12 protein-coding genes are annotated in these 15,968 nt (G+C 61.1%); 10 read left to right on the top strand and 2 right to left on the bottom strand.

The annotated features are described in order from the left end of the window. Positions 1 to 24: 24 nt before the first annotated feature. Positions 25 to 1,329 carry a threonine/serine exporter family protein gene (locus ABID59_RS28090; RefSeq protein ID WP_354033170.1) on the bottom strand — a complete coding sequence of 435 codons (1,305 nt, stop codon included), beginning with the start codon at positions 1,327 to 1,329 and terminating at the stop codon, positions 25 to 27. After that, on the bottom strand, positions 1,296 to 1,655 hold the full coding sequence (locus ABID59_RS28085; RefSeq protein WP_354033169.1) for a hypothetical protein: 360 nt from the start codon (positions 1,653 to 1,655) through the stop codon (positions 1,296 to 1,298). Before ABID59_RS28085 ends, ABID59_RS28090 begins: the two co-directional genes overlap by 34 nt. Before the next feature lie 422 nt (positions 1,656 to 2,077). Here ABID59_RS28085 and ABID59_RS28080 point away from each other — a divergent pair, with 422 nt between their 5' ends. The 10 genes from ABID59_RS28080 (at position 2,078) to ABID59_RS28035 (ending at position 15,966) form a co-directional block, all read left to right on the top strand. Beyond that, on the top strand, positions 2,078 to 3,004 hold the full coding sequence (locus ABID59_RS28080) for a heme o synthase (RefSeq protein ID WP_354085557.1): 927 nt from the start codon (positions 2,078 to 2,080) through the stop codon (positions 3,002 to 3,004). A gap of 1 nt (position 3,005) precedes the next feature. Further along, on the top strand, positions 3,006 to 3,881 hold the full coding sequence (gene cyoA, locus ABID59_RS28075; RefSeq protein ID WP_148754983.1) for a ubiquinol oxidase subunit II: 876 nt from the start codon (positions 3,006 to 3,008) through the stop codon (positions 3,879 to 3,881). Next, a complete protein-coding gene (gene cyoB / locus ABID59_RS28070) occupies positions 3,878 to 5,866 on the top strand; it encodes a cytochrome o ubiquinol oxidase subunit I (protein WP_354033168.1) in 1,989 nt (662 codons plus the stop codon). The genes cyoA and cyoB overlap by 4 nt, the downstream gene beginning before the upstream one ends. Further along, entirely contained in the window at positions 5,863 to 6,495 is a 633-nt protein-coding gene (locus tag ABID59_RS28065; RefSeq protein WP_148750810.1) for a cytochrome (ubi)quinol oxidase subunit III, read from the top strand. Before cyoB ends, ABID59_RS28065 begins: the two co-directional genes overlap by 4 nt. Next, positions 6,492 to 6,887 carry a cytochrome o ubiquinol oxidase subunit IV gene (cyoD, locus tag ABID59_RS28060; protein ID WP_354033167.1) on the top strand — a complete coding sequence of 132 codons (396 nt, stop codon included), beginning with the start codon at positions 6,492 to 6,494 and terminating at the stop codon, positions 6,885 to 6,887. Before ABID59_RS28065 ends, cyoD begins: the two co-directional genes overlap by 4 nt. A 747-nt stretch (positions 6,888 to 7,634) precedes the next feature. Continuing rightward, positions 7,635 to 8,435, top strand: a complete 801-nt coding sequence (locus ABID59_RS28055) for an acetoacetate decarboxylase family protein (RefSeq protein ID WP_354033166.1) — start codon at positions 7,635 to 7,637, stop codon at positions 8,433 to 8,435. A gap of 130 nt (positions 8,436 to 8,565) precedes the next feature. Beyond that, a complete protein-coding gene (locus tag ABID59_RS28050) occupies positions 8,566 to 9,366 on the top strand; it encodes an acetoacetate decarboxylase family protein (RefSeq protein ID WP_148750812.1) in 801 nt (266 codons plus the stop codon). Positions 9,367 to 9,481: 115 nt separating this feature from the next. Continuing rightward, positions 9,482 to 10,123 (top strand): helix-turn-helix domain-containing protein, encoded by a 642-nt coding sequence (locus ABID59_RS28045; RefSeq protein ID WP_354033165.1) that lies wholly within the window; start codon positions 9,482 to 9,484, stop codon positions 10,121 to 10,123. Beyond that, positions 10,120 to 12,972, top strand: a complete 2,853-nt coding sequence (locus ABID59_RS28040) for an ATP-binding protein (RefSeq protein ID WP_354033164.1) — start codon at positions 10,120 to 10,122, stop codon at positions 12,970 to 12,972. Before ABID59_RS28045 ends, ABID59_RS28040 begins: the two co-directional genes overlap by 4 nt. A gap of 114 nt (positions 12,973 to 13,086) precedes the next feature. Beyond that, positions 13,087 to 15,966, top strand: a complete 2,880-nt coding sequence (locus ABID59_RS28035) for an ATP-binding protein (protein WP_354033163.1) — start codon at positions 13,087 to 13,089, stop codon at positions 15,964 to 15,966. The last annotated feature ends 2 nt before the right edge of the window (positions 15,967 to 15,968 follow it).

The following is a 15,968-nucleotide window of genomic DNA, read 5'->3' as shown; positions in this document are numbered from 1 at the left end:
GGCGCATTGAACGGCCGTGCCTCCTCATGCAGGGGAGGGTGGTGCGCGCTCGAACAGCATGCGCGGGAGGATCAGTCCGAAGGCCATGGCCATGATGATCAGAAATGCCGTGACGCCGCTCGTGGCGATACCGGTCAGCAAAGCTGGCGGCGTGCTCGATCCGATCGAAACCAATTCCACGAGGCCGATCGCGGTATTGAACAGGAAGAAGCCCGGCATCAACGAGACAACAGCGGAAAATGCGACAGCTGCGAAAGGCAGATGCAGGCGATCGACGGCCGGCGTCGTGAGGGTGCCGACGAGCATGCAGGCGACCAACGCGCCGGTCGGAGCGCTGGCTCCCGCGTTGGAGATCAGCGCCCAGCGTGCAGCATGTGCGACCATACCAACCGCGATCGGGAACGCCAGCAAGCGCCATGGCATTGAGAAGAACGTGCCGAAGGAGGCGACGGCGCATCCTGCTGCGATCACGTCGATGAGGAATGGCACGGGAGGAGGTGATGCGGCCATCGCGAGCTTTGCGCCGCCCGCCGCGAATCCGAACAGGCCACCGGCGCAGATCAGGAGCACAATGAGGCCGGCATAGGTCAGGCGTGCAATTCCGAGCGCGACGCGGGTGCGAGCGAGGTCAATGGCTCCGTTGAGGATATGCGGACCAGGAACCAGCACCATGCAGGGACAGAAACCAATCAGCGTGACTGCATCCGACGGCTGGAAATGGCCGGCGGCACTGGCCGTGGTGCCCGCAATGAACGCCGCGCAAAGCGGTTCGACCAGTGGATTGCTGATGAATCCGGACAGCCAGCGGCGGACGAGAGCGCCGATGGCTGCGCTCGCCGCGATCAGCACCAGGCTCGTGGGATTGAGGAGACCGAAAATGACGCCAAGCGAAGCCGCGCCGATCGCTGCGAACAACGCAAAGCGTGGCGTGGAGGCCGGCGGCAGCCGGCCTGCCGACCCAAGTGCAGATTGAGCAGCCCCGGTCGGCAACGTTCCGTCGCAGATCTGATCGATCACCGTCATGACGGCCAGTACCCTGCCCATGTCGATGCCAAGCGGCTTGGCAGGGACGATCTGCGAGACGGGCGCGTCATCGACCTTGACGATGAGTTCTCCCCAATATGGCAGGACAGTCACGGCCACGCCGAGCGCGTGCCCAAGGCGCCCGGCAGCGGTCACCGTCCGCTCTGTGGTCTGCCCGTGAGAAAACAGGAGCGTCGCTGCCAGTGCGATCGCCTCCAATGCCGCTTCGCGCGATAGCGCGTCAGGACACAGTGTTTCCCTTTTCAAGCCGGTCAATTGTGCTGCGCAGTCCAGTAGCCCGAGCATCTCTCGGTTCCCGCATAGCCGCTCCATCTTCCGCGGCCGGTGGCCCCAGTGATTCTGCCCGTACCGGACGCGAACTTGTCGTGAACCGTTACCGAGGCGCGAACCGAGCCCGATCTCGCGACGTATCCCCGGAATTTCACCAGATTGGGATGAGTGACGACTCCGTCGGCAATATTGACGGTGAAGTTATAGCTGGGATCGCATGCACCCCTTTGCGTCACGAAGACGAGATCCCAGGAGCCATCATAAGCCGAATGCGCGTGTGCCAGCGACACTGATGCGATCGTGCAGGTGACCGCAATCCCCCAGAGCCAAGAGATCTTCATTGATTAGTCCTCCATCAGCAAAGCCGCATTTCGGAGCGCCGCAACCGACCTCGTCACCATTCAAATCGGAAGCGGCGCGCCATGGCGGGGTCCAACAACAGTCAGATCTAGGAATGCCTTGCGCGGAACGCTTGTTCAAATGTGCTTGAATGATCCTGAATCTGCGCTCGCGAGCTTCGTCGCGTGCAAACCGATCGGGCTGGCGAATTTGAGCATGATTGGCCCCAATCGAGCAGCCGCGTTCAATCTCGGCCGAATGTGACGATGCATATTCGGTGGGGCGCTATGACCGCTGTTCAAGCTGAACACGACAGCGCCCATCCTGATTGATCCGGAGCAGCGAAATGAACGTCAAATCCATTGCCGGCTCGCTTTGGGAAAGGCGGTCTCGCTTCGCGCCAACATCTCATTCCGCCCGCTCGATGGCCGGTCAATGGAGCGCGTCTGATTTCGTCGCACTTACAAAATCGCGTGTCATGAGTCTTGCCGTCTTCACCGCGCTCGTCGGAATGAGCATCGCCCCGGCTCGACCTGATCTGCCGGCCACGCTTGCCGCCGTTCTCGCCATCGCCGCCGGGGCTGGAGCCGCCGGCGTCCTCAACATGTGGTACGACGCCGATATCGATGCGGTCATGAGCCGCACCGCCGCGCGGCCGATTCCCGTCGGCAAGGTCTCCCGCTTCGAGGCGCTTGTCCTTGGACTCGTTCTTGGCGGTCTTGCTGTGATGGTTCTCGCCCTGGCGACGAACCTTATGGCAGCCGCATTGCTGGCTGGCACCATCCTCTTTTATGTCGTCGTGTACACGGCGTGGCTGAAGCGGACGACGCCGCAGAACATCGTCATCGGCGGCGTCGCAGGTGCGCTTCCGCCGGTGGTCGGGTGGGCCTCGGCAACCGGACACATCGGGTTGGAGCCGCTGGCGCTCTTCCTCATCATCTTCTTGTGGACGCCGCCGCATTTCTGGGCCCTGGCGCTCAACCGCACCGATGACTACGCGCGTGCAGGCGTGCCGATGCTGCCGGTTGTCGCGGGACGCGCTGCGACAACGCGGCAGATCCTGATCTACAGCGGCTTGCTGGCTCTCGCCTCGGAGCTGCCCTGGGCGATCGGATTTGCAGGCACAGTGTATGGCGCGATCGCCGCGATCTGCGGTGCGATTTTCCTTCTGCTCGCAGGTCGGCTGAACCGAAGTGTCGAGACTGATCGCCGCGCCGCTCAACGACTGTTTGTGTTCTCCATCGCCTATTTGTTCGTGCTGTTCGCGGCTCTCCTGATCGACCATCGAGCCGAACCGTCGTCATTCATGCGCTGGTCGCAGAATGGCATCGTCAACTTCAGCGAGGCCTGACATGCGCTATGGTTTACTTGCTGTCGTCCTGATCGGTGCCGCGACCCTCGGCGGCTGCGACGGCGTGCTTGATCCGAAAGGGCCCGTCGCGCTCGCGGAGCGGCAGATCCTGTTCAACGCCCTCGGTATCATGCTGGCGATCGTGATCCCGGTGATCCTCGCCACACTTGGCTTCGCTTTCTGGTTTCGTGCATCGAACGAGCGCGCGCGCTATCGGCCGGATTTCACATATTCCGGACGTCTTGAGTTGCTGGTCTGGTCCATCCCCGCAATGACGGTGCTCCTGGTCGGCGGCGTCGCATGGATCGGCGCACACGATCTCGATCCGGGCAAGCCGATTAGCTCGACGGTCAAGCCCGTCAACGTCCAGGTCGTCTCGCTCGACTGGAAATGGCTCTTCATCTATCCGGACGAGGGGATCGCGAGCGTCAACAAGCTGGTCGTGCCGGTTGGCACGCCGGTCAGCTTCGAATTGACCTCATCGAGCGTCATGAACAGCTTCTTCGTGCCTCAACTCGGAAGCCAGATCTACACCATGTCCGGAATGGCGACCCGCCTTCACCTGCAGGCGGACCATCTCGGGACCTATCCCGGGATCTCCGCCATGTTCAGCGGCGACGGCTTTCCCGACATGCGCTTCACGGTCGATGCAGTAACAGACGGCGGATTTGCGCAATGGGTTCGCCAAGTCCGCGAAACAGGCTCGGTGCTCGATAAGCAGGCTTACGCCGACCTGGTCAAGCCGAGCAAAGCGGTCGCGCCGTTCACCTATCGTGGCGTCGCCCCCGATCTGTTCGGCAGCATCGTAAACGCCGGCATGGGTACTCAGGACTCTTCTCTAACAGTTTGTTCAACCTCGCAGAGGGCAGAGCGATGAATCTCCTTGGTAAGCTCGATTGGAGTGCGATTCCCCTCCATGAGCCGATCATCATGGGTGCAACGGGATTCATGATCCTGATCGTGCTGGTTGTTCTCGGATTCGTCACGGCGAAGGGAGCTTGGCCCTATCTATGGCGTGAGTGGCTCACCTCGGTCGACCACAAGCGGATAGGCGCCATGTATTGTATACTGGCGCTCGTCATGATGCTGCGTGGCTTCAGTGATGCGATTATGATCCGTGCGCAGCAGGCGATCGCGGCCGGCGGTGCCCAAGGTTATCTGCCGCCCGAGCATTTCAATCAGATATTCTCGGCACACGGCACGATCATGATCTTGTTCATGGCAATGCCGTTCGTGGTCGGGCTCATGAACTTTGCAGTGCCGCTGCAACTCGGTGTTCGGGACGTCGCATTCCCCACGCTCAATTCCGTCAGCTTCTGGCTGACCGCCTCGGGCGCGTTGTTGGTCAACGTTTCGCTGGCGGTCGGCGAGTTCTCAAAGGCCGGCTGGTGGGGGTATCCGCCACTGAGCGAATTGCAATACTCGCCCGGCGTCGGCGTCGACTACTATCTCTGGTCGCTGCAAATCTCCGGTATCGGCACTCTCCTGGCGGGAATAAATTTCGTCACGACCATCCTCAAACTGCGGGCACCGGGGATGAGCTATATGCGTATGCCCGTCTTCTGCTGGACCGCGCTTGCCGCCAACCTGCTCATTGTGGCGGCTTTTCCGGTCCTGACCGCGACACTCGCAATGCTGGCGCTCGATCGCTACCTCGGCTTTCACTTCTTCACGCTCGAAGGCCAAGGCAACCAGATGCTGTACTCCAACCTGTTCTGGGTGTGGGGGCACCCCGAGGTCTACATCCTGATCCTGCCGGCGTTCGGAGTATTCTCGGAGGTGATGGCGACCTTCTCCGGCAAGCCGCTGTTCGGCTATCGCTCGATGGTCGCCGCGACGATGACCATCTGTGTCCTCTCCTTCCTGGTCTGGCTGCACCACTTCTTCACAATGGGTGCCAGCGCAAACGTCAACGGTTTCTTCGGCGTCATGAGCATGATCATTGCTCTACCGACGGGCGCGAAGGTGTTCAACTGGCTATTCACGATGTACGGCGGTCGGGTTCGGTTCTCGGTGCCGGTGCTGTGGTCGATTGGCTTCATGGTGACTTTCGTCATCGGCGGCATGACAGGCGTGCTCATGGCGGTGCCTCCGGCAGACTTCCAGCTGCACAACAGCGTATTCTTGGTCGCGCACTTCCACAACGTCGCGATCGGCGGCGTCGTGTTCGGCGTGATGGCGGGATATAACTACTGGTTCCCCAAGGCGTTCGGGTTCAGGCTCGACGAACGCTGGGGCAAGGCGTCGTTCTGGTGCTGGTTCGTCGGCTTCTATGTTGCCTTCATGCCGCTCTACGTGCTGGGCCTGATGGGCATGACCCGGCGCATGCAACACTACGACAATCTGTCGTGGCAACCGTGGTTGATAGCGGCGGCATTCGGCACTGCAATCATCCTGGTCGGTGTCGTCTGCCAGATCGTGCAACTCGTGGTGTCGATCCGTCATCGTGAGGAATTGCGGGACGCGACCGGTGACCCCTGGAACGGCCGCACGCTCGAATGGGCGACGGCGTCGCCGCCACCGGCATGGAATTTCGCTTTCCAACCCAAGGTCGCCGGACTGGATGCGTTCTGGAGCAGCAAGAGCCGCGCCCAGGCGACGAAGGAGGAGCCAACGCCGAGGCGCACGTACGAGCCCGTCGAAATGCCGAAGAACAGCGCAACGGGCTTTGTTACTGCGTTCTTCGCCGTCGTCATCGGCTTTGCGCTGATCTGGCACATCTGGTGGCTGGCCGGCGTCGGGATGTTCGGCGCATTCGTGACGCTAGTTGCCTTCTCATTCCGCCGACACAACGAAATTGAGGTGCCGGCCGAGGAGATCGCCCGGTTCGTACGGGCCCACCAGGCTGGAGTTGCAGCATGAATATCGCCATCGCAATTGATCAGATTCCGCAAGAGCCACTGCCAAGTGCGAGTGAAGCGGGACCTGCTCCAAAGAGGATCGTGGTCGCCTATGGCTTCTGGATCTTCCTGCTGAGCGACATCATCATGTTCGCCGCGCTGTTCGCAAGCTACGCGGTCCTCGTGCGCTCAACGGCGGGCGGCCCGACCGGCGCCCAGCTGTTCAATCAGGCGACGGTCGCGATCGAGACGGCCTGCCTTCTCTTTTCGAGCTACACGTGCGGGCTGATGTCATTGGCGGTCAATTCGCGCCGCTATTTCAGGACCTATTTGGGAGCGCTGATCACCTTCGTCCTCGGAGCCATATTTCTTGGTCTCGAGATCCGCGAATTCGTGGGCATGATAGCCATCGGTGCGGCGCCGCAGCGGAGTGCGTTTCTGTCTGCATTCTTCACGCTTGTCGGATGCCACGGGCTGCACGTTACGCTCGGATTGATCTGGCTGACCGTGATGATGGTGCAGGTTGCGGTATTTGGATTCGCTGCGAGGGTGCAGCATCGCCTGCTCTGTTTCTCGTTGTTTTGGCACGCGCTCGATATCGTTTGGGTCGGGGTGCTGACGGTGGTTTATCTGATGGGAGTGAGTTCATGACCGAGACCCGACACGAACGCGCGCCCGGAGACAGGCCGAGCCGCGAGATCGACGCATCGGCTCCATCGGAGTTTCTCGTCTACTCGATCGGCCTGTTTGTGGCGGCTCTTCTCACGGCCACATCGTTCTGGACGGCGAACACGACGTTGCTCTGGTCGGGCGGCGTAGTCCTCGGGCTCGCGGTCCTCGCCATTGCGCAGATGGGCATTCACCTGGTATTTTTCCTGCACATCAGCAGCGGGCCGGAAAGCACCAACAACGTGCTCGCGCTCGCCTTTGGCGCTCTCATCGCATTCGTCGTAATCGCCGGCACAATGTGGATTGTAGCTGACATGAACGCGAGCATGATGATGCCGCCGGGCGCGCCGATGGGCATGAGGATGCAACATTGATGAGGGCGCGGGGACGGGCGCTGTCGATCGATCATGCCGTCCCCGCGCAGTGTATTTTGATGGTTCTGGAGACTTCGTCGATCAAGAGGCATTTGCGCCCCAAGCGCTGTCGAACAGCGCTGAGGGATGGACGTCTTACGAGTTGACTATCTTGTGGTGGGTTTGCGCGTGCTTTTGGCATCCCTGGCGCCGCGCGTTTGGGTGATTTCTACCTGGATCACCTGCCTGCAAGCATCGCTGAGTTCGGAGCTCCGCTCTCTGAGACAAATCGCTATGTCGTCCGCATTTGGGATGAACGCACTGCAAAGCCTGAACGCGTCGGGCGTGCATGCCGCGCGTTGTTCCGGTGTCCCTTGCGAGAACGAGGGCGCGGACCAAGCGGTGGCGAGCAGCAGGCACAGGGACATACCCCGCGCCAGGGATCTCGACCGTCGTTGCGTCCGTCTGTTTGAGCTTTTCGTTTTCATCAGGAGTCTCGCGCTGATTAATCGAGGCCAATACTCGATCTCGTCAAGCAGACATCGATACGCTCTGGCCGGAGCGCGGGCTTGTCGCAAACGTCAGCGTTTGTAGCTTTCGACCCTGCCGCGGCCGACCGCGTCCTGGAACGGCCTTGTGGGGTATCGACGGGGGCGCGCACGAACGGCCAAGTCATCACACGTTCGTCCAAGCGTCGAGTTTGATGCGGACGCTAGTGTTCGATCTTGGAATGATGCGCCTGACATCGACTGCTGGCGGGGCGAAGACATGCTCAAGGGATTTACTGCGCCTCGGTCTCCCCTTGGCATTGCCGCATTGGTCCCGTCGCCACCCTGGCACTTCGCGGGAGACGTGCTCGCGGTGGAATTCTGGAATGATCCCGATGTATCGGTCCAGATCCTTCCGCCGGGTGTGGAGCTCGATGAGAAATGTCGAGGCCATTCTGTTGCGGTCTTCACGGACTATCAGTTCACCGCGCAAAACGATGAGCATCTGGATCCGGCAAGATATCAATGTCGCGGATTCAGCGTTCTCCTCGACGCGATGTGGAACGGCACACGGATCGCGTGGTGCCCATACTGCTATGTGGACAACGACGCCGCATTGATGAGAGGCTGGATTCAAGGCTACCCGAGAAAGTTCGGCACTGTGCACCAGACCCGGACGTTTGCCGCTGCGAGCCAGGCTTCGGCGCCGCTCGTGCATGATGGCAGATTTTCGGCCTGCATGTCCGCTCATGGCCGTTTGCTGGTGCAGGCCAGCGTGACCTTGCGCGAAAAAGCCGAGCGTCTGATCGGCTTGCTCGATCGCCGGATTGTGGGACGGCGATATTTTCCGCGGCTCTGCGCTGGCATGCACGACAAGCCGGCGGTGGATGAGCTCGTTCGATGCATTTCGGATCACCTCCTCATCACAAACGTCTGGATCGGCGAGGCCGAGCTCGAGTTTCCGGAAGCCTATGGCGAGGAGCTGGACATGCTGGGGCCGCTCAAGGTCGGGCGCGGATATCGGTTCTCGTTTTCCCATTCCGTCACCGATGTCGAGGTTCTGGCGGACCTGACCGCCTAGCAATAGGTCGGTGCAACCCGGCGTGTTCTGGATTGCGGCAGGAATCAACAAATCGACGCATTTCAATCAAATCCAGCGCGGCTGGTTCCGGTAGCCTCTGTGCCGAAAGTGATGCACCCAGGACACGGGCATGCTCAAAGGCTTTACAGTTCCGAAGTCACCATTCGGCCAGGCCGCTCTCACTCCGCCGCCGCCCTGGCACTATGCCGGTGATGCCGTCGGAATAGAGTTCTGGACCGATCCCGACGCGGCAGCAGCCACATTGCCGAGCGGTCTGTCGCCGGATCCGGCGTCGAACGGTCACGCCGTCATGATGTTTTTGGATTGGCAATTCACCGCCCAGGACGACGAATATCTCGAGCCGGCCCGTTATCAATATCGTGAGGCGCTTGTCCTGGTCGACGCCATGCATCGCGACGTGCCGGTCATGTGGTGTCCCTACATCTATGTCGACAATGATGCTGCGCTGGCGCGCGGCTGGACGCAGGGGTTTCCGAAGAAGATGGGCAGCATCTTTCAGACACGCTCCTTTGTGGCCTCAGGGCCCGCCGCGGCGCCGGTCGCGCCCGGGAGCCGGTTTGGCGCCAGCCTCTCGGCGCATGGCCAGCGTCTTGCGGAAGCGTGCGTCACCTTGCGCAAGCCGGTCGAAGACGGATTGTCTCTGTTCACCCGCCCCACGGTCTTGCTGCGATATTTCCCGAGACTGGTGGCCGGAGACCGGGACGAGCCCGCGGTCGACGAGCTGGCGATGTCGGTCACGGACAATCTCACCGTGGCCGGCGCATGGATCGGGACGGGAGAGCTCAATTTTCCGGAAACGAATGGCGAAGAACTCCACGCGCTCGCGCCGAGGCGGATCGAGGCGGGATTCCGCTACTCACTGTCCTACTCGATCAGCGATCTGAAGGTCCTCGAAAATCACGGCGCGTAAGCGATCTTATTGAAAATAAAATGGTTTTTCTCATTTTCGAACGTTTGCCCAGAAACGGAGCATTTGCTCGTATTTAACTGTTCAGAACACTACTTAACAAGCCAAGAGGCTTGCCTTGCTGCACTCTCTCGCCGATCCGGGCTGTTGGGTGATCGTCGAGGGAATGACTATGGCAGGACTTCCGGCTACTGCACCAGGATCTTCCTTTGCATCCGACCAACAGTTCAACCTGGTTGCGAGCAGCCTGGCCAGGCTGCTTGAAACGGCAAGGCGGGAGCTGGAACGTGATCGCGATGCCGCCAGGGTGTCGCTGGCCACGGCATCCCACATCCTGCAGGCGGAGATCGAGCGCTGTTCAGGCGCTAACGGCTCCACGAGGGGCGGTCTGGCGGCCTGGCAGATCCTGCGCGTGCGAGCGTACATCGATAGCAATCTACACCGGACCATTCATATACGGGATCTCAGCGCGGTTGCACGTCGAAGCCCGGCGCACTTCTCCCGGAAGTTCAAGCTGGCCATTGGGGAGTCGCCGCATGCCTACGTGGTGAGAAGGCGCCTCGAGAGAGCCTGCCACCTGATGATGACCAGCGCGGCGCCACTGAGCGAAATTGCCTTGAGCGTAGGATTTTCCGATCAAGCCCATCTATGCAGGCTGTTCAGACACGCCTTTGGCCAGAGCCCGGCCAACTGGCGACGCGAGCTCGGAATCCCCTGCGTAATCACCTCGAGAATCGACATGGACGAGACTATCCCATGAGCGGTCAGCAGGGGACAGTTCTCAGCTTCGGCCCCTTCGAACTATCGATCGCAAACCGACTGCTGACGAATGACGCGAAAGTCGTGCCGCTCGGCGCGCGTGCCATGGATCTCCTCATCGTCCTGGTGGAGCAGGCAGGCAAGGTCGTCGGCAGAAGAACTCTGATCGAACGCGTTTGGCCGGAGAGAGGAGCGGAACAAGTCAGCCTGCGCGTCCATATTTCAGCGCTGCGCAAGGCTCTCGATCGAAGCGACCCTGGCAGGCGATACATCGCGAACATACCCGGGCGGGGGTACAGCTTCGTCGTACCAGTCACCTCACGCGCCGCAGACGTGTCGGAGAATCCCAGGCCGCCTCCGAGGCTCCGCGTGCCTGCGCGCTTGATGCGGATGCTCGGACGAGAAGGCGCCGTGGCCGAGATTCAGGCGAAGCTGGCCGGACAGAAGTTTGTCACGATCATCGGGCCCGGCGGCGTCGGCAAGACCACGGTGGCGGTCGCGGTTGCCGACGAAATGGGCGCAGCTTTCGACGGCCAGGTTCTTTTCATCGACCTGAGTGCGCTCGGCGACGCGTCACTCGTCGCGCCGGCCATTGCCACGTCACTCGGCATGTCGGTGCAAACAACCAACGTCGTGCCTGCCCTGATCGATCGTTTGCAGGAAAGGCCAACGCTCATCATTCTCGACTGTTGCGAGCATCTGATCCATGGAGCCTCGGCCGTCGCCGAAGAACTGACTCGCCGTGTCCCGACATTGCATTTGCTCGCGACCAGTCGGGAAGCCATGCGCGTTGAGGGGGAGCATGTCTACGAACTCGATGGGCTTGAATGCCCTCCGGAAGACAGCAACCTGTCGGCGCGCGACGCGCTGCAATACCCCTCCGTTCAATTGCTGGTCGACCGCGTGCGGGCCGTGCGAAGTGACTTCGAACTGACGGATGCGGATGCGCCGATTGCCGCGGGAATCTGCCGTCGGCTCGATGGTATTCCATTGGCCGTCGAACTCGCAGCCTGCAGGGTCGACATATTTGGTCTTGGCAAGACCGCAAGCCTGCTCGACGAGCGGCTGAACCTGTCATGGGTGGGGCGCAGGACCGCGCCGTCGAGGCACCAGACGTTGAACGCGACGTTGGAGTGGAGCTACGATCTGCTCGGCGCGGCAGAGAAGCGCATATTGAATCGGCTCAGCGTATTTGCCGGCGGATTCACGTTCGAAGCGGCAGTCGCAATTGTAGCCGATGAGACGGTGGATGAAGCAAGTGTATCGGATTGCGTCTGGGAGCTTCGTTCGAAATCGATGATTGCGGCTCAGGGACAAGACGGGCCGCTGCGCTTGCTCGATCCCACTCGCGCGTTTGCCTTGCAGCGGCTGGCCAGGAGCGACGAGCAGGACCTTTTTCGCCGGCGTCACGCCCTCTATTTCACCGACCTTTTCAAGCAGGGCGCCGCGATGGACATATCGGGTTGGTCCAGGGCGCTCGGGATCGAGGTCGATAATCTCAGAGCCGCCCTGAATTGGGCGTTTTCCGCCACGGGCGATGCGAAAATCGGCGTCGAACTTGCTGCGGCATCGGCAAGCGCCTGGATGGGCATGGCGCTGCTTACCGAATGCGTGGAATGGATGAGAAAGGCCATAAGCCATCTCGACGAGATGAATTCGGGCACACGGCAGGAGATGGTCCTTCAGTCGGCCCTCGCCAGTTGCGTGATGTTCACGGGTGGCATGACGGAAAAATCGTACGCGACATGGGCCAAGGCGCTGCTTCTCGCCGAAGGTCTCAACGATATCGACTATCAGATGGATGCCGTGCTTGTGCTATGGGCTCACGAGTTGCGCGTTCCGAACTATCCGCAAGCGATCGAGCTGGCGGACCGCGGCGGCACTTTTTCGGAAGGAACGGGGCGTATCGGCGCCATCGCAACGGCCAATTATATGCGAGGCATCGCCTACTACCACGTCGGCCGCATTGCGGAAGCTCAAGGCCTGCTGGAATTGTCGCTGCATCGTGATGACGAGGCCGCACGCCAATTGCTGATCAAGCGGTTTGGCTATGATCGCAAGGTCGACAATTTGGCCGGTCTTGCGACCCTGGCGTGGTTGCGTGGCTCTCCGGATCAAGCCCGCAGGTTCAATCAGATGGCTGTCGCCGAGGCGCGCCAATCCAACCGGACCGTGAACCTTTGCGGGGCGCTGACATTTGCGGGCCTCATCGCATATTTCACAAATCCGGATGACGGCGAAGCCGAAGCACTCGTGGACGAGCTCGTCACCCATGCCGGGAAATTCGCTCTGCACAACTACCAGGGTCTTGGTCTCGGCATGCAGGCCATCTACGAAATCAGGCGAGGAGAGCAAATCAGTGCGGCCTCCGCAATGCTCTACGCGGGTCTCGAGAAGCTGTCCGCGGCCCGCTATGGAATTTTCGATTGGTTCTTGCAGGCGGAGTTTGCGATGTGCATGGCTCTCGCGGGCCGGCCGAGGGAAGGGCTTGATATCTTCGAGCGCGCGAAGATCGATCTCGGCGAAAGCCGATGGTATGGCCCGGAGCTGCATCGCATCAGGGGCGAACTGGCCCTGAGCAGCGGCGAGGGATTGCCGGTTGCCAGGCAACACTTTCAGCGCGCGTTCGAGCTTGCAAACAGGCAAGCAAGCCTGTCGTGGGCGCTCAGGGCCGCGACCAGCCTCGCCGTCGCCGAACGGTCAACCGGACGACAGGAAGCTGCGTGGCGCACTTTGCAAGCCACTCACGCCAAGTTTCGGGACGATCTTGAGAGCCGCGATCTACGGCTTGCCAGGCAGGTTTTGGCCGTTTCACATTCGCACGATGGCGCCGCCAACTCGATGCAGTGACAGGCTTGTTGCCAAACGAGGTTTCGGATAACACTTGATGGCTGGGGGTGCGTTTGCACGAGGCTGACGGCGAATGGTACAACCAAATCGTCGACGGCCTTGGCGGAATGATTTATGTCGGTCCAACACGTTGGCTCATCGAGTGCAATCCGGCTTCGGTTTGGCCCATTCGAGCTGAATGTCGCCGAGCGCTCTCTCTGCAAGGCGAGCCAGATCGTTCCACTCGGTGGCAGAGCCTACGACATCCTGATCGCTCTGCTCGAAAACGCCGGTGAGGTCGTCCCGAAGTCTGAGCTGATCGCGAAGGCATGGCCTGACGTCACGGTCGAGGAAGGCAGTCTTCGCGTTCATCTGTCAGCGCTGCGCAAGGCGCTGGGCGACGGCCAGTTCGGCAACAAGTACATCGCGAACATCCAGGGCCGCGGCTATAGCTTCATTGCGCCCGTCGCGCGACTTCCCGGAGGCCGCGACACGGGTAACGCATCTTCGGGATTGTCCAACCTGCCGCCCGCGCTGGGCCGCATGGTTGGCCGCAACAACGTGGTCCTTGAGATCCAGCGCTGGCTCCGGACGGAACAGCGCCTGATTACAATTTTGGGCGCCGGGGGCATTGGCAAGACGACGGTTGCCCTGTCAGTCGGGCACGGAGCGCTGGCCGACTTCTCCGGGGCGGTCTTCTTTGTCGATCTTTCAACGGCAGGCGACAATGAGCAGGTCATCGGCGCTGTCGCGTCCGCGCTCGGGCTCGCCCCGCAATTGGTCGATCCAAGGGAGGCGTTGCTCAATTTTCTGCGCGCGCGCAGGGCGCTTGTCATTCTCGATAGTTGCGAGCATGTCATCGAGAGAACCGCTGACATCGCCGACTATATCGTCCGGAATGCCCCGGAGATCCACATACTCGCGACCAGCAGGGAAACCTTGCGCGTTCCCGGCGAACGCGTATTGCGTCTTTGTCCACTGGACTGCCCGCCAGAGCAGCCGCGACCGACCGCGTCAGAGGTGCTTGCCTATCCGGCGGCACGGTTGTTCGCCGAGCGCGTCAGTGCTCGCCGCGGCAGCTTTTCGCTCAGCGACGACGAAGCTCCCCTGGTTGCCGAGATTTGCCGCAAGCTCGACGGCATTGCGCTCGCCATCGAGCTCGCCGCCGGACGAGCCGCTGTGTTCGGTGTCAGGAATACCGTGGCGAGGTTGGGGTCGCGCCTCGATCTTCTGAAGTTCGGTCGCCGTACAGCGAATCCGCGGCATCAGACGCTCAAGGCAACGCTGGACTGGAGCCACGATCACCTCTCCGAGGTCGAACGCGTCGTGCTGCGACGTGTCGCAATCTTCATCGGGCACTTCTCGTTGGAAGCGGCGTGCGCGGTTGCGGAGCAGGGCGGAACTGACCGGTCCGAGATCGAGGGCGCCGTCGAAAACCTTGTCAACAAATCGCTGATCGTGGCGTGGCCCAGCTACCGGCGGATGCTCTACCGATTGCTTGACACCACGCGCTCCTATGCCTGGGAGAAATTGGCCGAAAGCGGTGAACATCATTCCATGGCGGCGCGGCACGCGAGCCATCTGAGCCGATCGTTGCAGGACAATCGCGGCAATCTCTTCGATCCGGAGCCCGGACAATCTCTGACAGACTCGACGCAGCACAATCTTGGAGATGTCCGTGCCGCGCTCGAATGGAGCTTTGGTCCCGATGGAAACGATCGCGCGGCCACACGGATGGCGGCGGCCGCCTCGCAATTTCTTCTGGCCAAGTCGCTTTTCCTGGAGTGCCGGAATTGGATGGAGAAGGCGCTCGATCGGATTGCTGCGGAAGACGACCCGCGGGACCAGATGGAAATCCACGCTTCGCTCGCCCTGTCGCTGATGTTCACCGCCGGCAACAGTGAAAGGGTTCGCGACGCCTTCAATACTGCGTTGACGCTCGCGGAGCAGCGCGAGGATGCCTACCAGCAACTCCGTCTTCTCAGCGGGCTGTCGATGTATCTTCATCGTACGATCGACGCGGCGGGCAGTCTTGAAGTTGCGCGACGCGCAGAGACTGTCGCGAACAAGACCGGAAATCCGGAGGATGCGGCGCTTGCGGATTCGATGCTGGGAGCAGCGTACTATATGCTTGCGGACCACGTTCGCGCGCCGAAATACCTCGAACGGGCCTTGCGCGGGGCGCCGACTTCCCGACGGTTCAACGCAACGCAATATCTGTTTGATCTGCGCACGACCTCGCTGTTCAACCTGACCCGATCGCACTGGTTCGCCGGCAATCTCGACAGCGCCGCCGGTTATGCTGAAAGAACCATCGAGGAGGCAGAGAGAGCGGATCATCCGATCGCGCTGTGTCGAGCCCTGATTCTGACGATGCCTCTCTATTTCTGGATCGACGAGCTGGGTCAGGTCGAGCGGAATCTCTCTGCGCTCGAGCTCACCGCCGAGAAATATTCATTGGAGCCATTTCGCGCCGTCGCCGTGGGACTTAAGGGGCGCCATCTGGTCCGCGTCGGCCAGGCGGAGGATGGCATGTGTCATCTGCGGGACAGCTTGGAGAAGCTGCGGGTCCTGCGATACGAAATGCTGGTAACGGATTTTGTCTCCGAATTGGCCGTCGGTCTGGCCAAACAAAACCAGCGCGCGGAAGCGCTGAATCTCATTGATGGTTCGATCGCCACGCAGCTTGGATCGAACAGGCCTCTTCACCTTCCGGCGCTGTTCCTGGCGAAAGGCTCGGTCCTTGTGTGCGGGGAATCCCAGCAGCGCGATCTGGCTGCCGAGTGTTTCGGGGAGGCAATGACCCTGGCTGCGCAACAATCGGCGCTGTCGTTCGAACTTCGGGCGGGATTGGAGCTTGCGCGGCTTTGGATCGATCGGGGGCAAGGCCGAAGAGCTCATGAGCTCATCGGAGCCGTTTACGGCCGGTTTACCGAGGGCTTCGAAACGCCGGATCTCGTGCTGGCGAGGCGAGTCCTCGAGCAGACCAGTGTTCGTGCGCGGCAAGCCGGATGAAT

Source organism: Bradyrhizobium sp. S3.3.6 (assembly GCF_040546905.1).
Classification (GTDB): domain Bacteria; phylum Pseudomonadota; class Alphaproteobacteria; order Rhizobiales; family Xanthobacteraceae; genus Bradyrhizobium; species Bradyrhizobium cytisi.
This window is presented reverse-complemented; position numbering and strand designations above follow the sequence as displayed.